At 68.6% G+C, this 19483-nt stretch carries 17 protein-coding genes; 7 read left to right on the plus strand and 10 right to left on the minus strand.

Annotation, left to right across the window (positions count from 1 at the left end; all coding sequences use genetic code 11):
• Window positions 1–4: 4 nt before the first annotated feature.
• From GO308_RS02465 to bchF, 4 genes are all read right to left on the minus strand, one after another.
• Window positions 5–3670 carry a magnesium chelatase subunit H gene (locus GO308_RS02465; protein ID WP_240883697.1) on the minus strand — a complete coding sequence of 1222 codons (3666 nt, stop codon included), beginning with the start codon at window positions 3668–3670 and terminating at the stop codon, window positions 5–7.
• Entirely contained in the window at window positions 3660–5246 is a 1587-nt protein-coding gene (bchB, locus tag GO308_RS02470) for a ferredoxin:protochlorophyllide reductase (ATP-dependent) subunit B (protein WP_240883698.1), read from the minus strand. The genes GO308_RS02465 and bchB overlap by 11 nt, the downstream gene beginning before the upstream one ends.
• A gap of 118 nt (window positions 5247–5364) precedes the next feature.
• Window positions 5365–6663: a ferredoxin:protochlorophyllide reductase (ATP-dependent) subunit N gene (locus GO308_RS02475; RefSeq protein WP_066482713.1), complete on the minus strand. Its 1299-nt coding sequence runs from the start codon at window positions 6661–6663 to the stop codon at window positions 5365–5367.
• Window positions 6660–7184, minus strand: coding sequence for a 2-vinyl bacteriochlorophyllide hydratase (gene bchF / locus GO308_RS02480; RefSeq protein ID WP_240883699.1), 525 nt, complete (start codon window positions 7182–7184; stop codon window positions 6660–6662). Before bchF ends, GO308_RS02475 begins: the two co-directional genes overlap by 4 nt.
• A 220-nt stretch (window positions 7185–7404) precedes the next feature.
• Here bchF and GO308_RS02485 point away from each other — a divergent pair, with 220 nt between their 5' ends.
• The 7 genes from GO308_RS02485 to GO308_RS02515 all read left to right on the plus strand — a co-directional run bounded on the left by GO308_RS02485 (window position 7405) and on the right by GO308_RS02515 (window position 14015).
• On the plus strand, window positions 7405–8319 hold the full coding sequence (locus GO308_RS02485; protein ID WP_240883700.1) for a cobalamin-dependent protein: 915 nt from the start codon (window positions 7405–7407) through the stop codon (window positions 8317–8319).
• 98 nt (window positions 8320–8417) lie between these two features.
• Window positions 8418–9785: a transcriptional regulator PpsR gene (gene ppsR / locus GO308_RS02490; protein WP_231726146.1), complete on the plus strand. Its 1368-nt coding sequence runs from the start codon at window positions 8418–8420 to the stop codon at window positions 9783–9785.
• Between the two features lie 67 nt (window positions 9786–9852).
• A complete protein-coding gene (chlG, locus tag GO308_RS02495; protein ID WP_240883701.1) occupies window positions 9853–10755 on the plus strand; it encodes a chlorophyll synthase ChlG in 903 nt (300 codons plus the stop codon).
• Window positions 10752–12086: a BCD family MFS transporter gene (locus GO308_RS02500; RefSeq protein ID WP_066669994.1), complete on the plus strand. Its 1335-nt coding sequence runs from the start codon at window positions 10752–10754 to the stop codon at window positions 12084–12086. Before chlG ends, GO308_RS02500 begins: the two co-directional genes overlap by 4 nt.
• On the plus strand, window positions 12083–13288 hold the full coding sequence (locus GO308_RS02505; RefSeq protein ID WP_240883702.1) for a geranylgeranyl diphosphate reductase: 1206 nt from the start codon (window positions 12083–12085) through the stop codon (window positions 13286–13288). The genes GO308_RS02500 and GO308_RS02505 overlap by 4 nt, the downstream gene beginning before the upstream one ends.
• Window positions 13285–13776, plus strand: a complete 492-nt coding sequence (locus GO308_RS02510) for a TspO/MBR family protein (RefSeq protein ID WP_066669996.1) — start codon at window positions 13285–13287, stop codon at window positions 13774–13776. The genes GO308_RS02505 and GO308_RS02510 overlap by 4 nt, the downstream gene beginning before the upstream one ends.
• A 74-nt stretch (window positions 13777–13850) precedes the next feature.
• Window positions 13851–14015 carry a hypothetical protein gene (locus GO308_RS02515; protein WP_240883703.1) on the plus strand — a complete coding sequence of 55 codons (165 nt, stop codon included), beginning with the start codon at window positions 13851–13853 and terminating at the stop codon, window positions 14013–14015.
• 96 nt (window positions 14016–14111) lie between these two features.
• Here GO308_RS02515 and GO308_RS02520 read toward each other — a convergent pair whose 3' ends face one another.
• The 6 genes from GO308_RS02520 to GO308_RS02545 all read right to left on the minus strand — a co-directional run bounded on the left by GO308_RS02520 (window position 14112) and on the right by GO308_RS02545 (window position 19414).
• Complete coding sequence (locus GO308_RS02520) at window positions 14112–14642, minus strand: cytochrome c family protein (RefSeq protein ID WP_240883704.1); 531 nt, start codon at window positions 14640–14642, stop codon at window positions 14112–14114.
• A 95-nt stretch (window positions 14643–14737) separates the two neighbouring features.
• Window positions 14738–16465, minus strand: coding sequence for a DEAD/DEAH box helicase (locus tag GO308_RS02525; protein ID WP_066482690.1), 1728 nt, complete (start codon window positions 16463–16465; stop codon window positions 14738–14740).
• 66 nt (window positions 16466–16531) lie between these two features.
• Window positions 16532–17713 (minus strand): NAD(P)/FAD-dependent oxidoreductase, encoded by a 1182-nt coding sequence (locus GO308_RS02530; RefSeq protein WP_240883705.1) that lies wholly within the window; start codon window positions 17711–17713, stop codon window positions 16532–16534.
• 214 nt (window positions 17714–17927) lie between these two features.
• Entirely contained in the window at window positions 17928–18110 is a 183-nt protein-coding gene (locus GO308_RS02535; RefSeq protein ID WP_066482685.1) for a hypothetical protein, read from the minus strand.
• Window positions 18107–18565 (minus strand): GreA/GreB family elongation factor, encoded by a 459-nt coding sequence (locus GO308_RS02540; RefSeq protein WP_066482824.1) that lies wholly within the window; start codon window positions 18563–18565, stop codon window positions 18107–18109. Before GO308_RS02540 ends, GO308_RS02535 begins: the two co-directional genes overlap by 4 nt.
• A gap of 63 nt (window positions 18566–18628) precedes the next feature.
• On the minus strand, window positions 18629–19414 hold the full coding sequence (locus tag GO308_RS02545; RefSeq protein WP_240885193.1) for a glycosyltransferase: 786 nt from the start codon (window positions 19412–19414) through the stop codon (window positions 18629–18631).
• Between the last annotated feature and the right edge of the window lie 69 nt (window positions 19415–19483).

Below are 19483 nucleotides of genomic sequence, written 5' to 3' on the forward strand. Positions count from 1 at the left end.
TTCCTTATGCTGCGACCGCAACGACGCCCTCGAGGCGGTCCTCGATCTCGTCGGATGCGGCGTGGAGTGCCGCCAGAGTTGCGTCGTCGGGTTGCCAGTAGTTGCGCTCGCTCGCCTCGATCAGCCGGTGGGCGACGCGGGCGGCGGCACGCGGGTTGAGCGAGGCGATGCGCGCGCGCATCTCGTCGTCCAGCACATAGGTCTCGCTGATCCGCTGATAGACCCAGGGGTCGACCTCGCCGGTCGTCGCCGACCAGCCCATCGTCGTGGTCACATGTCCCTCGATTGCGCGGACGCCCTCATAGCCGTGGCGCAGCAGCCCCTCGGTCCAGACCGGATTGAGGATCCGGGTGCGGGTTTCGAGCGCGACCTGTTCCTGGAGCGAGCGGACCTTGCCGATGCCCTGCGTCTGGTCGCCGATATAGACTGGCGCGGCCGCACCCTTGGCGCGCGTCACCGCGCGGCTGATGCCGCCCAGTGCATCGACATATTGGTCGATGGTGGTGATGCCGAGTTCGACCGACTCGAGGTTCTGATAGGCGCAATCGACGGTCTTGAGCGCGGATGCGAGCAGTTCCGCCTGGCGGACCGGCTGGCCCTTGACGCCATAGGCATAGCCCTTTTGCCGCTCGAAGCTGTCGGCCAGTTCGTTGGGGTCGGTCCAGCCGCCGGTGTCGATCATCAGATTGACGTTGGCGCCATAGGCCCCCTCGGCGTTGGAGAACACGCGCAGCGCGGCGGTTTCGATGCCGCACTCATGCTCTGCCTGGTGCGCCAGGCTGTGCTTGCGCACATAATTCATCTCGACGGGTTCGTCGGCCTGGCTGGCGAGCAGCGCGGCTTCGGCCAGCATCCGCGTCTGCAGCGGCAGCAGGTCGCGGAACACGCCCGACAGCGTCGCGATCACGTCGATGCGCGGGCGACCGAGTTCGGCGAGCGGGATCAGCTCCGCCCCGGCCAGCCGGCTATAGCTGTCAAAGCGCGGCCGCGCGCCGATCAGCGCCAACGCCTGGGCGATCTGCGCGCCTTCGCTCTTGAGGTTGTCGGTGCCCCACAGCACCATCGCGACGGTTTCGGGCAGGCGACCGGAATCGGCGAGGCTGCGGTCGATCAGCCGCTGCGCCTGTTCCGCACCATCGCGCACCGCGAAGGCGCTGGGCAGGCGGAACGGGTCGAAGCCGTGGATGTTGCGGCCCGTCGGCAGAATTTCCGGCGTGCGCAGCACATCGCCGCCGCTGACCGGATGGATGTAGCGCCCGGCAAGCGCGGCGACGAGGCCGTCGAGCTCGGCGTTCGCTGCCAGTGCCGTGTTCAACGCCGCCAGATCCTTGAGCAGCGGCGTGTCGAGCTTCAGCCGGCCGTCGACCAGTGCCTCGACCGTCAGCAGGTCGAGCGGCTCGCCGCGGCTGTCGGCGGTGGCGGCGACCATGTCGATCCGCTCTTCGCGGGTCGCGGCCTGGCCGGCGACATGCAGCCCCTGGGGGATCAGCTCGCGCTCGATTTCATAGAGCCGCGCGGCGAGCGCGGGGATGTCGTGGCCGTCCAGATCAATCGCGGCGGCCTGGTCGGCGATCAGTTCGGCCAGCATTTCGCCGGTTTCATCGCCGGGCGGGAGCGCGCGCCAGCGTTCGACCGACGCCTTGAGGTCGGCCAGCCCCTTGTAGACGCCCGACTGAGTCAGCGCAGGGGTGAGGTAGCTCACCAACGTCGCGCCCGAGCGGCGCTTGGCCAGCACGCCTTCCGACGGATTGTTGGCGGCGTAGAGATAGATGTTGGGCAAGTCACCAATCAGCCGGTCGGGCCAGCATTGCGCGCTCAGGCCGGCTTGCTTGCCCGGCATGAACTCCAGGCTGCCATGCGTGCCGAAATGCAGCACGGCGTGGGCGCGGAAATCCTCGCGCAGCCAGCGGTAGAAGGCGGCGAAGGCATGGGTGGGGGCAAAGCGGCCGTTGAACAGCAGCCGCATCGGATCGCCCTCGATCCCCAGCGCGGGCTGAATGCCGACAAACACGTTGCCGAACTGCGCGCCGAGCACCTGCACCGCGCTGCCGTCCGACTGGAGCTTGCCGGGGGCGGGCCCCCATTCGCGTTCGATCTCGTTGAGCCAGGTCTCGGTCGACACGATCGTGTCGGCGGTGATGCGGGTGTGGACGTTCGCTTCGGTGCCGTAGCGCGCGGCGTTGCCGGCCAGGATGCGGTCGCGCAGCTCATCAACGCTGGCGGGCACATCGACGCGATAGCCTTCGTCGGCCAGCCGGCGGAGCGTGGCGTGGAGCGATTCGAACACCGCCAGGAACTGTGCGGAGCCCGCCGCACCGGCATTGGGCGGGAAGTTGAACAGGACGATGGCCACGCGGCGTTCGGCTTCCTGCGCCTGGCGCAGTTCGACCAGCTTGAGCACGCGGGCGGCCAGTGCCTCGGCACGTTCGGGGCAGCTTTCCATCGCGCGGACCGCGCCGCTCGCGGGGAAGGTGCAGTTGCGATCGCAGCCGGTGCAGGGCGTTTCCGCGCCGTCCGAGCGCCCGCCGAACACCATCGGATTGGTGCCGCCGTCCAGCTCGGGAATCGCGATCATCATCGTCGATTCGAGCGGCAGCAGCCCCTGGCGATTGGCGCCCCAGGCCTGCAGCGTCTGAAACTCGACCGGATGCGCGGCGATATATGGCCGGTCGAGCTTGGCCAGCATTTCCTCGGCCAGCTTGGTGTCGTTATAGGCGGGGCCGCCGACCAGGCTGAACCCGGCCAGGTTGATGACCGCATCCACCGTCGCGGTGCCGCCGCGCATGAACAGCGTTTCGATCGCCGGGCGGCCGTCCAGCCCGCCGGCAAAGGCCGGGACGACGTTCAGGCCCTTGGCCTCCAGCGCGCGGATCACACCGTCATAATGCGCCGAGTCGCGTGCCAGGATGTAGGACCGCAGCATCAGCACGCCGACCGTGCCGACGGCGTCGCGCCGACGCGGCAGATCGGACACGGTGCGTGCCATCCGGTCCTTCATGTCGGGGTGGTAGACGCCGACCTCCGGGTAGTCGCGCGGCAACGCCGCCTTCATGCCGCCACGGAGCGCGCGGCGATCGCCATCGGCATAGCGATCGATCAGCGCGCGGATCATGTCGACGACATTGTCGTCCGAACCCGCCAGCCAATATTGCAGCGTGAGGAAATAGGCGCGCACGTCCTGCGCGGTGCCGGGAATGAAGCGCAGCAATTTGGGCAGGCGGCGCAGCATCGCCATCTGGCCCTTGCCCGAACTCGCGCCCGGCTTGCCCGATCCGCGCAGCTTCTTGAGCATGGCGAGCGGCCCGGTCGCGGGCTTGTCCATGCGGTAATCGCCCATGCGGGTCAGCTTGACGACCTCGCCTGCCGACATCAGGCCGACGATCGCGTCGCACGCCGCCTGCCGCGCCTGCAAATCGGGCAGCACCGCGCGGATATGATCCTCGAGGAACAGCATGGTAACCAGGATGATGTTGCCGCGCGCAATGTCGGCGAGCGCCGCTTCGAGCGCGCCCGGCTGATCCTCCCAGTCGGCGGCGGCGTGGAAGCCGATGGTGACGCCGGGATGGGTGCGGTCGAACTGCGCTTGCGCGCGCTGGCAAGCGCCCGACAGGTGATTGTCCAGCGTGATGATGACCACGCGCACGGGGGTGGGGGCGGCGCTAGCGGGCATAATGCGCCTTCGCGTCGTAAAGCGTGTCGAGCGTGATCACCGCCAGCCCCTGATCGGCGGCGAAGCGTTCGGTGTTGCGGCGTGCCTTGCCGCGCACGAAGAACGGGATCTTCCTCAGCTCGCGCTCGGCGTCAGAGGTCCAAAGCCCCTCCCCTGCAGGGGAGGGGTTGGGGTGGGGGTTGTCCGCGAGCGTTTCGGCATCTGCGCCGTGCTCACCCCCGACGCCTCCCGCAAGCGGGAGCGGGGATTTGTGACCATGCCCAAGATGGCTGGCGCCCGCGCCATCGGAAAACTCGAAATCGTCGCGGAACATGTTGAGCAGATGCTCCTCCAGCCCCATGACCAACGGGTGGACCCAGGTGTCGAACAGCACGTTCGCGCCCTCGAACCCCATTTGCGGCGAATAGCGCGCGGGGAAATCCTGGACATGGACGGGGGACGAAATCACCGCGCACGGCACGCCCAGCCGCTTGGCGATGTGGCGCTCCATCTGCGTCCCCAGCACCAGCTCGGGCTGCAGTTCGGCGATCGCCTGTTCAACCTCCAGATAGTCGTCGGTGATCAGCGGTTCGACGCCGTAAAGCTTGGCGGCATCGCGCAGGTCGCGGGCGAACTCGCGATTATAGCAACCCAGGCCCACCACCTCGAAGCCCAGCTCGTCGCGGGCGACCCGCGCGGCGGCGATCGCGTGAGTCGCATCGCCGAAGATGAAGACGCGCTTGGCGGTCAGATAGGTCGAATCGACCGAACGGCTCCACCAGGGCAGGCGCGACTGAAGCTGGTCGGCATCGGCCGCGGCGCCGGCAATCGCGGCGACCTCGGCGATGAACTCGCGAGTCGCCCCATAGCCGATCGGTACGGTGCGAACGGTCGGCTGGTTCAGGTTCTTTTCCAGCCAGCGCGCGGCGGTGTCGCCGGTTTCGGGATAGAGCAGCACGTTGAAATCGGCCGCGCCGATATTGGCGATGTCGGCCGGGCTGGCCCCGAGCGGCGCGACCAGATGGACGTCGACGCCCATTGCGTCGAGCAGCCGGGTGATCTCCACCACGTCGTCGCGGTGGCGAAAGCCGAGTGCGGTGGGGCCAAGCAGGTTGGCGCGCGGCCGGCGGCCCTCGCGCGGGGCGGGGCGCACGCTGCGATCGGCGATGGTGCGGACGATCTGGTAGAAGGTTTCCGACGCCCCCCAGCTTTCCTTGCGGGTGTAGCTGGGCAGTTCGAGCGGCACGACGGGGATCGGCAGGTTCATCGCCGCGACCAGCCCCGCGGGGTCATCCTGGATCAGCTCGGCGGTGCAGGATGCGCCGACCAGCATCGCCTGCGGCTGGAAGCGGTCATAGGCCTCGCGCGCGGCGGTCTGGAACAGTTCGGCAGTGTCCTTGCCCAGGTCGCGCGCCTGAAAGGTGGTGTAGGTGACCGGCGGCCGCGCATTGCGGCGCTCGATCATCGTGAACAACAGGTCGGCATAGGTGTCGCCCTGCGGCGCGTGCAGGACATAGTGGACGCCCTTCATCGCCGTCGCGACCCGCATCGCGCCGACATGCGGCGGGCCTTCATAGGTCCAGACGGTCAGCTGCATGGTGTGGCCGTCCCTTTCCCCGTCGCCCCGGCGGAGGCCGGGGCCGCTGGACAGCCTGGCGCGCGCCCGGTTCGGCGAGCGGCACCGGCCTGCGCCGGGGCGACGAGGAGAAGCCTCCTCATACCTTCAGCACATCCCGCCGGCGCAGCGGCCGGGCGAAAAGTTCGGCGAGGTCGCCGGCCTGGTCGAAACCATGGATGGGCGAGAAGACCAGCTCGATCGCCCATTTGGTGGTCAGCCCCTCCGCCTCCAGCGGATTGGCAAGGCCGAGGCCGCAGACCGTCAGGTCGGGGCGCTCGGCGCGCACGCGGTCGAGCTGGCGGTCGACGTCCTGGCCTTCGCTGACCAGCGTTGTGGCGGGCAGCATCTCCAGCTCGCGCGCCAGATGGCGGCGGTGCAGATAAGGGGTGCCGACCTCGACCGGGATCATCCCCAGTTCGGTCGCGAGGAAGCGCGCGAGCGGGATTTCAAGCTGCGAGTCGGGGAGGAAGAAAATCCGCTTGCCCTCAAGCCGTTCGCGCTGATGCGCCATCGCCCGCTTGGCGCGTTCGCGCAGCGGCGCCACGACGCGGCGGAAATGCAGCTCGTCCACGCCGAACACCTGCGCGGCGGCGTGCGCCCAGGCGGTCGTGCCCTCCGCGCCGAAGGGGAACAGCGCGTCGATCCGCTGCGCGCCGCGATCCTCGAGCGCCTGAGCGGTCGCGCCCAGAAAGGGCTGGGCGAGCAGGAAGCGGGTGTTCGGCCCGACCGGCGGCATCTCGCCCGCCCGACGCGCGGGCAGCGAGCGGACGCGCGCGATGCCAAGCTCGGCGAAAAGACGCAGAAACTGGTCCTCGACGATATCGGGCAACGCGCCGACGATCATCAGCTCGGCCGAGTCGTCGCGAGTCGCGGGCAAAGTGGGGACGAGCGCGGCGAGGCAGGCATCCTCGCCCTCGGTGAACGTCGTCTCGATCCCGCTGCCCGAATAGTTGAGGATGCGGACCTGCGGCGAATGCTTGTCGGACAGGCGCTCGGCGGCGCGCGACAGGTCGAGCTTGATGACCTCCGACGGGCACGACCCGACCAGGAACAGCATCCGGATGTCCGGGCGGCGGGCGAGCAGCCGGTCGACGACCCGGTCGAGTTCCTCATTCGCGTCGGCCAGGCCCGCCAGGTCGCGTTCCTCGATGATCGCGGTGCCGAAACGCGGCTCGGCAAAGATCATCACGCCGGCGGCCGATTGCAGCAAATGCGCACAGGTGCGCGAACCGACCACCAGGAAGAACGCGTCCTGAACCTTGCGGTGCAGCCAGATGATTCCGGTCAGGCCGCAAAAGACTTCGCGCTGGCCGCGTTGGCGCAGCACGTCCGGGCGTACGGAGGGGGCACAATCGGTGCCGGCGGGCGGGGCGAGCACGGGGGCGAGCGGGCTCATTGTGCCACCGCCAGCGTCGCACCCGACTCGCTATTGCCCTGAAGCCGCGCGACCCGCAGCTTCCACAAAAACTGTCCAGCGTTGATGACATAAGCCGCATAGCCGGCCAGCGCGACCGCGAATTGCTGGACGGGCGAGCCAATGCCCGCGAACAGCATGACCAGATAGGCGGTGTGAAGCGCCAGCACCGCCATGCTGAACAGGTCCTCCCACCAGAAGGCGTCAGCGAACAGCCATTTGCCGAACACGACCTTTTCCCAGATCGAGCCGGTGACCATGATGGTGTAGAGGGTCAGCGTCTTGACCACGACCGATGCGGCGGCGACGTCCCCGCCGGCACCGGTAATCAGATAGCGGGCGACGAGCGCCAGGCTGAGCAGGAAGACCGCGAACTGGAATGGGGCGAGCACGGCCTGGACCGTCGTCCACACGCTCGCGTCACGGCGCCGGCGCTGCTCGGGCGTATAGAGCGACCCGCGTGCCGCCGTTTCCTTCACCGCCGAGCCAATCTCTGGCCGCATGCCTCACGCCCTCTTGTCGTTGCGCACATTATGGCACCGACGCGAAAAGTGTCAAACAGAATAGACGTAAAGCAAAAATGACACTTTTCGACTTGGTCCCGATTTCGCGGGTTGTGGCGGGATCGAAACAGGCGTAGCTTGATCCCTGCGGGATTCCAAAAATGTGGCGCTTCGCGAGGTTTGTACAAACATCGACCCGAGCTTCAGGGAGAGCGCGGAAATGGCCTACATCCACTCCAATGGTAAGCCCATGCCGCCGGTCGCGCCGCGTGACGGCGGACGCCGCCGCCGGTCCCGCGCGAGTGCGGAGGCGCGCGCGCCGCTCGAGTTGCTTTCATCCCCGCCCGACCAGGCTTCGCTGGCCGCGCTGATCGAATCCCAGGTGATCCCCCGCCTGCTGATGGCGCATCCGGTCCGCGCGCGGGCGACGTCGGCGGCAACCACGGCATCCGGCGCGCCGGGCATCATGCCCGCGGATATCGATGCGTTCACCCCCCTGGTCCTCCAGGTCGAGGCTGACGAACTGGTCGCGCGGGTCGAGGCACTGCTCGACCGCGGGATCAGCGTCGAGGCGTTGCTGCTCGACCTGCTGGTCCCCATCGCGCGCCGGTTCGGCGATTATTGGGAGCAGGACCGTTTCGACTTCGTCGACGTGACAATGGGACTGTGGCGCCTGCAGGAGGTCGTGCACGAATTGTCGGCGCGCGCGCCCATCGAGCATGGCCGCGAGACGGGCCGGCGCGCCCTGTTCGCGTCGGTGCCCGGCGATCAGCATACCTTCGGGACGATCGTGATCGAGGAGGTGTTCGCGCGTGGCGGCTGGGTCACCGACCGCATGGTCCAGGCGACGACCAGCCTGCTGGTTGAACGGGTCGCCGACGAATGGTTTGATCTTGTCGGATTGACCGCAAGCTGTAGCGGCCATACGGCGACCATGCCGTCTGCGATCAAGGCGATGCGCAGCGTTTCCCGCAATCCGCACTTGTGCGTGATGGTGGGTGGACCCGTTTTCCTGACGGATCCGCAGATGGCGCAGCGTGTCGGCGCGGATGCGACCGCACCCGACGCGCGCATGGCTTTGTCTGTCGCCGAAACCTGGCTTGGCGCAAGGAGGCGTGAAGCACGTTACGGCTGAGTAGCTTACGAGGGAGCGCCAGAGCGCGCAGAATGAACAGGCACCACGCCCCTTCCGCGCCCAGCGGTTTTTCGACTCCGGACCTTTATCCAGGGCCTTTGAGCGCCGAGTCCGCCGCCGCCATCCTCGGCGCGGTCGGCGACCTCGCGCTGATCCTCGACTCGGACGGCCGGGTCCTCGACATGGCGGTGTCGGATCGCGAGCTCGTCAAGCTCGGGATCACCGGCTGGAAGGGGACCCGCTGGCACGACACGGTCGAGATCGAAGGACATCCCAAGCTCGACGAAATGTTGAGCCAGGCGTCGACCAGCGAGGCGCCGCGCTGGCGCCAGGTCACGCACCGGACGCCCAATGGCGACGTGCCGGTCCGCTATCTGACGATGCGGCTGGGCGATGGCGGGCGGCTGATCGCGATCGGGCGCGAGCTTCGCGCGGCGGCGGCGACCCAGCAACGCCTGCTCCAGACCCAGCAGTCGCTGGAGCGCGACTATATCCGGCTGCGCCAGGCCGAGGCACGCTATCGTCTGCTCTTCGACATGGCGCACGAGCCCGTGCTGATCGTCGACGCGGCGACGCGGCGGATTCGCGAGGCCAATGCCGCCGCGCATGGCATTCTGGGGATGAAGGAGGGCGCGCTGACCGATCAGCCTGCCGGCGTCATCGTCGAGGCGGCCGATCGCGAGCGGCTGATCGCTTTTCTGGGCGCGGCCGAAGCAGCTGCGACGCTGGCACCGATCGGCGTGACGCTGCGCAAGGGCGCCGGACAGGCGCAATTGAACGCGACGCTGTTCCGCCAGGCCCGCATGGCGCTGCTGCTGCTCCGGATCGATCCGGGCGAGCGCGGGGAGGGCGCGCAGGGCGGCGTCGACCGGCTGCGCGATGTCATCGAACGTATGCCCGACGCCTTCGTGCTCGCCGATGCCAATCTGGCGGTGCTCGCTGCCAACACCGCCTTTGTCGACCTGGCCGAGGTGCCGTCCGCGAGCCGGATCATCGGCCAGCCGATCGGCGAATGGCTGGGGCGGCCCGGCATCGATGCCGACCTGCTGGCGCGCCAGCTGCGCGAACACGGCCTGGTGCGCAATGCCACGACCATCATGCGCGGTGCGTTCGGTTCGGAGGAGGAGGTCGAGGTCTCGGGGGTTTGCGTCACGTCGGAGAGCGGCGATCGCCAGTTCGGCTTCACGATCCGCCCCGTCGCCCGCCGGCTGCGCGAAACGCCGGTCGCGGGCATCGAGATGCCGCGTTCGGTCGAGCAGCTGACCGACCTGGTCGGACGCATGTCGCTGAAGGAGATCGTGCGCGAGTCGACCGATCTCATCGAGCGACTGTGTATCGAGGCCGCGCTGAACTACACGTCGGACAACCGTGCGTCCGCGGCCGAGATGCTGGGCGTCAGCCGCCAGAGTCTCTATTCAAAGCTGCACCGCCACGGGCTTGGCAGCTTGGTTCCCGACGCCGAGTAACCATTTGCGTACAGTCGAAGTGTCAATTTGATTTGACGCTTTTGCCGGTCGGGCATAGGCTCGCGCCATGGCTCATTCGTCCACCCGACCGCTTGCCGCCCCGGCCCCCGCGGTGCGCGACGTGGTCGAGTTGCTCAAACCGATCACCTGGTTTCCCCCGATGTGGGCGTTCATGTGCGGGGTCGTGTCTTCCGGGGTGCCGATCGTCGACCGCTGGCCCTTCCTGATCGCGGGGATCGCGCTGACCGGCCCGCTGGTCTGCGGCACGAGTCAGGCGGTGAACGACTGGTTCGATCGTCATGTCGACGCGATCAATCAGCCCGACCGGCCGATCCCGTCGGGCCGCATCGCCGGGCGATGGGGTTTGTGGATCGCGTGCATCGGCACCTTGTTGTCGCTCGCGGTCGCGGCGGCGACGGGGCCGTGGGTGCTGGGCGCGACCGGCATCGGCCTCGTGCTCGCCTGGGCGTACAGCGCACCGCCGCTGCGGCTTAAGGTCAACGCGGTCTGGGGGCCGGGCGCGGTCGCGCTGTCCTATGAGGGGCTGACCTGGTTCACGGGGGCGGCGGTGATGGCGGGCGCACTGCCCGATGGCCGGGTGCTGGCGGTCCTGCTGCTCTACAGCCTGGGCGCGCACGGCATCATGACGCTCAACGATTTCAAGGCGGTGGAGGGTGATCTTGCCACGGGCGTGCGGTCGCTGCCCGCAATGCTGGGCGTCGACCGCGCCGCGCGGATCGCCTGCGCAGTGATGCTGGCCCCCCAGCTGGCGGTCATTGCGCTGCTCATCGCCTGGGGACTGATGCTGTCTGCCGCGATCGTCGCGGCGCTGACGCTCGCCCAGATCGGCTTCATGCGCGTGCTGCTGCGCGATCCCCGCGGCAAGACGCCCTGGTATAACGGCACCGGCATCAGCGCCTATGTCTTCGGCATGCTCGCCGCCGCGCTTGGCCTGGGCGGCGTGATATGAGCGCGTCCGCCGGCACCGCGCCGCCGCTCGGCTGGTTCGGCATCGTCCGGCTTGGGCTGGTGCAAAGCGCGATCGGCGCGATGGTGATGCTGGCGACGTCGCTCCTCAACCGGGTGATGGTCGTCGAATATGCGCTGCCCGCCGCGCTGCCCGCCGGGCTCGTCGCCTGGCATTATGCGGTGCAGCTGACCCGCCCGCTTTGGGGGCACGGATCGGATCGCGGGCGACGGCGGACGCCGTGGATCATCGGTGGAATGGGGGTGCTGGCGCTGGGCGTGCTGGCCGCGGTCGACCTGGTCCCCTGGCTGGCCACCGGCTCATCTGTGGCACTTGTCGGCGCAGCCGCAGCCTTCGCGCTGATCGGGGCCGGGGTCGGCGCGGCCGGCACCTCGCTCCTGGCGCTGCTCGCCGTGCGCGTCGCGCCCGAAAGGCGATCGGCGGCGGCGGCGATCACCTGGATCATGATGGTCGCGGGCATCGTCGTCTCGGCCGGGGTCGCGGGATCGCTGATCGATCCGTTTTCGCTGCCGCGCCTGGCGCTGGTGGTGAGCGGCGTAGCGCTGGTCGCGTTCGTCGTCGCGGGAATTGCGGTCGCGGGGATCGAGCGGGGGCATGTGATCGCGCCCGCCGAGGCGGCGTCGGACGAAAGCTTTCCCCAGGCGATTCGGGCGATGTGGGTCAGCGCCGACGCGCGCCGCTTTACCCTGTTCGTGTTCATGTCGATGCTCGCTTATTCGATGCAGGACATGATCCTCGAGCCCTTTGCGGGGCTGGTCTTCGGTTTCACACCGGGCGAGTCGACCAAGCTCGCCGGGGTGCAGCATGGCGGCGTGCTCGCGGGCATGATCCTGGTCGGCGTCGGTGCCAATGCGTTTGGCGGGCGCAGCGCCGACGGGCTGCGACGCTGGATCGTCGGCGGCTGCGTCGCGTCCGCGCTGGCGCTGGCCGGACTGGCGCTCGCCGCATTGCGCGGCGGCGCCTGGCCGCTGGCTGGCAACGTCGCGCTGCTGGGCTTTGCCAATGGCGTGTTCGCCGTCGCGGCGATCGGCACGATGATGGCGCTGGCCGGTGCGGCGGGCGATGGCCGCGCCGGGGTGCGCATGGGCGTGTGGGGCGCGGCACAGGCGATTGCGTTCGGCACTGGCGGGCTGCTCGGCGCGGTCGCGGTCGACCGCGGGCGCGCGCTGATCGGCGACGACGGCCGCGCCTTCATGCTGGTGTTCGCCGCCGAAGCGGCGCTGTTCGTGGTCGCCGCCACGCTGGCGATCGGCCGGACGATGCCCGGACGAACGGCCTCTATCGATTATCATTCACGGGAGCTGGCGCGATGAAGCAGATGCCGACTGATCGCCGATCCGCCGATTTCGACGTCGTCGTCGTAGGCGGCGGGCCGGCGGGCGCGACCGCCGCGACGGATCTGGCGCGACAGGGCCGCCACGTGCTGCTGCTCGACCGCGCTGGCCGCATCAAGCCGTGCGGCGGCGCCATCCCGCCGCGCGCCATCCAGGATTTCGAGATTCCCGAACATCTGCTCGTCGCGCGCGCCAGGGCGGCGCGGATGATCGCGCCATCGGGCATGACCGTCGACATGCCGTGCGGCGACGGGTTTGTCGGGCTGGTCGACCGCGAGGTGTTCGACGAATGGCTGCGCGCCCGCGCCGCGCTGGCGGGCGCCGAACGCCGCACCGGCACGTTCGAGTCGATCGAGCGCGACAGCGACGGATGCGCGGTGATCGTCTATCGTGGCGAACGCGGCGGCGATCCGGTGCGGGTGCGCGCACGCAGCGTCATCGGCGCCGACGGCGCCCGATCGAAGGTCGCGCGCGCCACGGTCAAGGGCGCGGACAAGGTCCCGTGCGTTTTCGCCTATCACGAGATCGTGAAGTCGCCCGCCGTCGCCAGCGACGTGTTCGATCCCGACCGCTGCGACGTTTATTATCAGGGCCACCTTTCGCCCGATTTCTACGCCTGGATCTTCCCGCATGGCGACACTGCCAGCATCGGGGTGGGCAGCGCGAATAAGGGATTCGCGCTGCGTGACGCGATCGGCCGGCTGCGCGACCAGACCGGGCTCGATGGCTGCGAGACGATCCGCCGGGAGGGCGCGCCGATCCCGTTGAAGCCGCTGCGGCGGTGGGACAACGGCATTGACACCGTCGTGGCGGGCGATGCCGCCGGCGTGGTCGCGCCGTCGTCGGGCGAAGGGATCTATTATGCCATGGCGTGTGGGCGCATTGCCGGCGAGGCAGTCGACCTGTTCCTGGCGACAGGCAAGGCAAGCGCGCTGAAAACCGCGCGCCGCCGCTTCATGCGCGACCATGGCCGCGTGTTCTGGATCCTCGGGATCATGCAGTATTTCTGGTACAGGAACGACAAACGCCGCGAACGCTTCGTCGAAATCTGCAAGGACCCCGATGTCCAGACGCTGACCTGGCAGGCCTATATGAACAAGAAGCTCGTAAGGCGTAAGCCGATGGCGCACGTGCGTATCTTCTGGAAGGACCTGCGCCACCTGCTGGGGTCGGCGGCATGACCGCGCTGGGCCGTGCGTGGGTCGTCCCGGTCATCATTGCGGCGCTGGCGGCGTTGTTCGTTGCGATCGTCGGCAGTACGATGACCGATATCGGTCCGTGGTATCGCAGCCTCGCCAAGCCGGCATGGGCGCCGCCGGATTCGATCTATGGCGTGGCGTGGACCGCGATCTTCATGACCACCGCGCTGGCCAGCGTCACCGCGTGGCGCGCGATCCATACGCGCAGCGAAAGCGAGATTTTCATCGGCCTGTTCGCGCTCAACGGCTTTCTCAATATCCTGTGGAGCTTTTTGTTCTTCCGGCTCGAGCGGCCGGATTGGGCCGCGATCGAAGTGATCGTGCTCGGCCTGTCCATCCTGGCGATGATCCTGTTCTGTGCGCGGCGGTCATCGGCGGCGGCGCTGCTGCTGTTGCCCTATCTCGGCTGGGTTGCGGTTGCCGGCGCGCTCAACTGGCAGATCGTGGCGCTGAACGGGCCGTTCGGCTGAGCGCGTTCTTCGCCAGCGGTCACGCCGTCGACCTCATCCTCGCCGTACTGGCGATCGAATATCTGTGGCTGGTAATGAGGGGCGGCTGGGCACCGCGCAAAGCCGCGCTGCGTCTGCTGCCCGGCGCGCTGATGCTGGTCGCGGTTCGCAACGCGCTGACCGGCGAAGCTTGGCCGTTGATCGCGCTGCCGCTCTTGCTGTCATTTCCGGCCCACCTCGCGGATCTCAGGCAGCGTTGACACCCGCGTCGTCCCGGCGAAGGCCGGGACCGCTGGCAAAAGGTGCGCACGGGTGGCAAGCGGCCCCGGCCTCCGCCGGGGCGACGATCGTTTTGACTACAGCGTGTCGAGATAGGCGATCAGATCGGCGCGCTTCTGCGCATCGGTCAGGCCGGTATAGGCCATCTTCGTGCCGGGCACCACGCGCTGCGGCTTTTCGAGATACTGGAACAGCTTTTCCTTGCTCCAGGTGATGCCGCTGTTCTTGTTGGCGGTTGAGTAGCTGTAGCCCTCGACCGTGCCGGCGGCGCGGCCGACGATCCCGGCCAGCGAGGGCCCGATCTTGTTCACGCCCGCCTGTACCGCGTGACAGGTGCTGCAAACGGCAAAGACCTTCTGACCCGTCGTCGCGTCGCCCGTCAGGCCCGCGAGCGTGGTGCCGTCGAGCGTATCGGTGCTGTCGGCGGTCGGCGCGGCAGCAGCCGTCGGTGTTGCGGCCGGCGTGGGGGTCGCGACGGTCGCGGTCGCGGTCGGCGCCGGGGTGGGTTCGGAAGTCTGCGATCCCCCACCGCATGCCGCGAGGGTCAGCGCGGTGGCTGCGACGCCCATCGACATCAGGCTGGTCCGCTTCAACTGCTGTGCGTTCATCCGCTCACTCCTTGTTTCAGCTGCCGTCCCCGGCACGTGTGATCATTCCGCCGACGAGACAACGCGACATCGCCGATAAAGTGCCATTGCACGAGCTATCGGCGCGCACCGCCGCCGCCCGGCCCCTTGCGATGCAGCGTCGGGCGTGCCGGTTTGGCGGCATGACGCGCGGGGGGCGGGCCGGCGCGACGCTGGGGCGGTCGTGCCCCCGGCGGCCCCTGCATCGGTTCGATGCGGACGTGATCCTCCGGACTCTCAGTCGCGGCGGTGCGGCGAAGGGCCTCCGCAAACTTGTTGGCGGCGGCACGCCGGACCTCGAACGCGGTCTCATTTGGCCCGATGCGAATCGCGCCGATCTCGTTCTTGGTGATGTGCCCGCGCCGGCACAGCAGCGGCAGGATCCAGCGTGGATCGGCATTCTGCCGCCGCCCGATGTCCATGTGGAACCAGACCGTATCCTCGAATCCCGGGCGGTGGCCCTCGCCACGCTCCGGCCGCTCGCCGCTCGAACCCGCACCGTCGATCAACTCCTCCGGATCGGGCAGGCGCGCGCGGTGGACGCGGACCAGCGCGGCCGCGACGTCCTCGGCGCTCATCTTTTCCAGCAGTTGTGCGCCCAGCGCCCGGTCCTCGTCATCGACCTCGACCGGCTGCAGCAATGTTTCGATCAGGCGGGCGCGGTCCTGTGCGCGGATTTCCTCGATCGTCGGCGGCTTGATCCATTCGGCGGCAATCCGCGCGCCCTTCAGCATCGCGTCGACGCGGCGGCGGCGGGGATAGGGGACGATCAGCACCGCCGTTCCCTTCTTGCCGGCGCGCCCGGTGCGGCCGGAGCGATGCTGAAGGGTTTCGGCATCGCGGGGCAGCTCGACATGGATGACCAAGCTGAGCGTCGGCAGGTCGATGCCGCGCGCGGCGACATCGGTCGCGACGCAAACGCGCGCGCGACGATCGCGCAGCGCCTGCAAAGCCTGGTTGCGTTCATTCTGGCTGTGCTCGCCCGACAAGGCGACCGCGCCGAAGCCGCGTTCGTTCAGGCTGGCGTGCAGGCGGCGGACATTGTCGCGAGTCGCGCAGAACAGCATCGCCGTCTCCGCATCGTGAAAGCGCAGCAGGTTCACGACCGCATTCTCGATGTCCGCCGGCGCGACGGTCACCGCCTGATAGGCGATGTCGCCATGGCCGCGTTCCTCGGTCACGGTCGAGATGCGTAGCGCGTCGCGCTGATACCGCTTGGCCAGCGCCACGATCGGCTTTGGCATGGTGGCGGAGAAGAGCAGCGTCCGGCGCTCGCCCGGCGTCGCGTCGAGAATTTCCTCCAGGTCGTCGCGAAAGCCCATGTCGAGCATCTCGTCGGCCTCGTCGAGCACCGCGACGCGCAGGCTGCCAAGCTCGAGCGCGCCGCGTTCGAGATGGTCGCGCAACCGTCCCGGCGTGCCGACGACGATATGTGCGCCTTGCGAAAGCGCGCGGCGCTCCTTCGACGCGTCCATGCCGCCGACACAGGTGGCGATGCGCGCGCCGGCCGGGCCATAAAGCCACATCAGCTCGCGGCTGACCTGTAACGCCAGTTCGCGCGTCGGCGCGATCACCAAGGCCAGAGGCTCGCGCGCCTGACCCATCCGCTCGCCCTCGGCCAGCAATTGTTCGGCAAAGGCGAGGCCGAAGGCGACGGTCTTGCCGGAACCCGTCTGGGCAGAGACGATCAGGTCGCGGCCGCGCGCCTCGGGCTCCAGCACGGCAGCCTGAACGGGGGTGGGGGCGGCATAGCCGCGCGCGGACAATGCGTCGCCGAGCAACGGGGGAAGTGCGGAAAAGGGCATGAACTCTCTTGAATTAGTGGCGGGGCCGCCGGGGCGGTCAGCGCGGGAAACGGGATCGGGCGAAACCTACAGGGACTGGCCTGCGGCCCAGCCGCTCGCCCACGCCCATTGGAAATTATAGCCGCCGAGCCACCCGGTGACGTCGACCGCTTCGCCGACCACATACAGATTTGGAACGCGTTTGGCTTGCATTGTTTGCGATGACAGTTCGGCGGTCGAAATGCCGCCCGCCGTGACCTCCGCCTTGGCATAGCCTTCGGTGCCGTTGGGGGTGAAGCGCCAGGCGGCAAGGCGGCGCTCGGCCTCCTCCAGCCGCCTGTCGGCGAGGTTGGCGAGCTCACCCGCCAAGGCCAGTCGCTCCGCCAGGGTGGTCGCCAGTCGGTCGGGCAGCTGGATCGCCAGTGCGCGGGCCAGCGTCGTGCGGGGTTGCGCGCGCTTGGCGGCGCGCAGCCAGCCGCTTGGCTGGTCGGGAAGGAAATTCACGTCGATCGCCTCGCCATGGCGCCAATAGCTCGACACCTGAAGGATTGCGGGGCCGGACAGGCCGCGATGCGTGAACAAAGCGGCTTCGCGGAAGGCGACCTTGCCGTGACGCGCCACGACCGGCGCGGCGACGCCCGACAATTCGCGAAACAGCGCATCGTCGCCTGCCAGCGTCAGCGGCACCAGTGCCGGGCGCGGCTCGATGAGCTTGAGGCCAAACTGCTTGGCGAGTTGATAGGCGAAGCCCGTCGCGCCCATCTTGGGGATCGACGGCCCGCCGGTGGCGACGACCAGCGCGGCTGCAGTGACGATGCGTCCGTCGATCCCGACGCGGAACGCCATGCCGTCATGCTCGACCGCGGTGACCGGCCTGCCGAGCGCGAATTCCACCGCGCCCTTATCGCACTCGCCGACCAGCATTTCGACGATCTGGCGCGCGGCGCCGTCGCAGAACAATTGACCCAGCGTCTTTTCGTGCCACGCGATGCGGTAGGAATCGACCAGCGCGATGAAGTCGGCGGCGGTATAGCGCCCCAGCGCCGACTTCGCGAAATGGGGGTTGGCGGACAGGAAGCGGTCGGGCGCGGTGCCGAGATTGGTGAAGTTGCACCGCCCGCCGCCGGAGATCAGGATCTTCTTCCCCGGCCGGTCGGCATGATCGATCAGCAGCACGCGCCGCCCCCGCTGCCCGGCCACCGCCGCGCACATCATTCCTGCCGCGCCCGCGCCGAGGATGATCGCGTCATAGGGTGGGGAGGCGGGCAAGATGTGTCCTGTGGGTCGGCAAAGTGGATGACACGCCTTACCCGTTCGTTTCGAGCGAAGTCGAGAAACGTGATCCGGGCGCGACGTTTCTCGACTTCGCTCGAAACGAACGGGACGTGAAGAGACAAGCGTTCTAGGCTGGCATCTGATACCGCGAAGGGCGCAGCACCAGCATGAGGCCCCAGCCTTCGCTGCGGCGACGTGGCGGAAGCGCTCAGCGCAACTTGGCGATCGACAAACCGTCCTGCTTGGCGCGGTCCTTCACCGATTCCTCGCTGCGGGTCAGCGCCTTCGCAATCGCCTTCAACGCCATGCCTTTCTTGGCCAGCGTATGCAGCTTCTGGATTTCATCCTGTCGCCACGGCTGGCGGTGCCGCTCGAAACGGTCGCCGCTCATGCGGGCGTCTCGACCGAGTCGACGCGGATCGGCTGGCCGTTGAACGCGACGGTCTCGCCCGCCATCGCACCCATCAGCGCACGGGCGAGCGGGGCGGCGAAGGACAAGCGGTCCGCGCCCGGCTCGGCCTCGTCATGGCCGACGATCTCGATCGTCCGCGACCGCGCGCCTTGACGGATGTGCACCCGGCTGCCGATGCCGACTTCGCCCGCATCGGGCGCCGGCGCATCCTCGGCGGTGGCGCGGCGGGTGTGCCAGTAGCGCAGGTCGCGGCGCAGCACCTCGCGTGCGGCATCGTCGGGCGCGCCGGCGATCTCGGCTTCAAGCGCATCGACTCTCGCCGCGATCAGCGCACGGCCGCGCGGCGTCACCCAGTTGGGGCCGGGCGGGATCGGCAGCTCGAAACGGGGTTCCTTATGTTCCTCGTCGCTTTCGCGGCGAAATGCGACGCTCACGGTCATGCTCCTGGCAAAACGGGATTCAACGCCAGAACGCGCTGAGAGGCAAGCGCGATCCGCTCAGGATGGCGGGAGCCAGCTTTTCTCGCGCAGCGCCAGATGGGTCGCCCGCCGGGCGGCGAACCGGGGGGCAAGGAAGCGGTGGAAGTACCAGCCCTGCCACGCATAGGGCGTCGCGTGGTAGATCAGCCGCTCGGCCAGCGTCCAGCGCACCCGCCGACGATCGGCGCGGCGCGGGGAGGGGATGCACCACAGATCGGGTGGATAGACCGCGCGGCCCTGAGCCAGCACGCGGTGCATGATTTCGTGGTCCATCAGGACATAGGGCCAGTGGGCATGCGCATAACCCCCGGCCGCGCGGAGCGCGGCGGTGCGGAACGTCTGGCCGAACCCGCCGGTGTGCGTCTGGCGCGGCCACAGCCGCGCCGCGACCTGTGCGCGCCAGAAGCGCTTGCGCCGCGCTGCCAGGCCATCGGGCGGGGCGGGCACATCGACCGCCATCACCGCCGCGACGCGCGGGTCGGCAAAGTGCCGCGCGGCGATCGCCAGATAGTCGGGGGGATAGAAGGTGTCGGCGTCGCCGAACGCGACCAGCGGGGTCGCGATGTGCGGCATCGCGGCCTCCAGCGCATGGATCTTGCCCGGCTTGGCCTCGTGCAGGTGTAGCGTCTGCACCCCCGCCATCGCCGCCGTTTCGGCGCGCGCAATCTCCGCCGATCCGTCGGTCGAGCCGTTGTCGACCAGGATCAGGCGCAGCGGCCGCACCCGCTGGGCCGCGATCGAGCGCAGCGTCGCCGAGAGATAATCGGCTTCGTTGAAATAGGCGATGACGAAGGTCCATGACATCACGCGACGCGCTGGCCGCGAACCGGCTCGCGGGTCAAGGACTTGATGCGATGGTTGACAAGTCGCGGC

The organism is Sphingomonas sp. SFZ2018-12, from assembly GCF_022496715.1.
GTDB lineage: Bacteria > Pseudomonadota > Alphaproteobacteria > Sphingomonadales > Sphingomonadaceae > Sphingomonas.

Excerpts from the sequence above, each read along its gene's own strand:
- chlG (WP_240883701.1), top strand. The coding sequence starts at position 9,853 with ATGGCTCATTCGTCCACCCGACCGCTTGCCGCCCCGGCCCCCGCGGTG.
- GO308_RS02510 (WP_066669996.1), top strand. The coding sequence starts at position 13,285 with ATGACCGCGCTGGGCCGTGCGTGGGTCGTCCCGGTCATCATTGCGGCG.
- GO308_RS02535 (WP_066482685.1), bottom strand. The coding sequence starts at position 18,110 with ATGAGCGGCGACCGTTTCGAGCGGCACCGCCAGCCGTGGCGACAGGAT.
- GO308_RS02525 (WP_066482690.1), bottom strand. The coding sequence starts at position 16,465 with ATGCCCTTTTCCGCACTTCCCCCGTTGCTCGGCGACGCATTGTCCGCG.
- bchB (WP_240883698.1), bottom strand. The coding sequence starts at position 5,246 with ATGCAGCTGACCGTCTGGACCTATGAAGGCCCGCCGCATGTCGGCGCG.
- GO308_RS02485 (WP_240883700.1), top strand. The coding sequence starts at position 7,405 with ATGGCCTACATCCACTCCAATGGTAAGCCCATGCCGCCGGTCGCGCCG.
- bchF (WP_240883699.1), bottom strand. The coding sequence starts at position 7,184 with ATGCGGCCAGAGATTGGCTCGGCGGTGAAGGAAACGGCGGCACGCGGG.
- GO308_RS02500 (WP_066669994.1), top strand. The coding sequence starts at position 10,752 with ATGAGCGCGTCCGCCGGCACCGCGCCGCCGCTCGGCTGGTTCGGCATC.
- GO308_RS02515 (WP_240883703.1), top strand. The coding sequence starts at position 13,851 with ATGAGGGGCGGCTGGGCACCGCGCAAAGCCGCGCTGCGTCTGCTGCCC.
- GO308_RS02465 (WP_240883697.1), bottom strand. The coding sequence starts at position 3,670 with ATGCCCGCTAGCGCCGCCCCCACCCCCGTGCGCGTGGTCATCATCACG.
- GO308_RS02520 (WP_240883704.1), bottom strand. The coding sequence starts at position 14,642 with ATGAACGCACAGCAGTTGAAGCGGACCAGCCTGATGTCGATGGGCGTC.
- GO308_RS02505 (WP_240883702.1), top strand. The coding sequence starts at position 12,083 with ATGAAGCAGATGCCGACTGATCGCCGATCCGCCGATTTCGACGTCGTC.
- GO308_RS02545 (WP_240885193.1), bottom strand. The coding sequence starts at position 19,414 with ATGTCATGGACCTTCGTCATCGCCTATTTCAACGAAGCCGATTATCTC.
- GO308_RS02475 (WP_066482713.1), bottom strand. The coding sequence starts at position 6,663 with ATGAGCCCGCTCGCCCCCGTGCTCGCCCCGCCCGCCGGCACCGATTGT.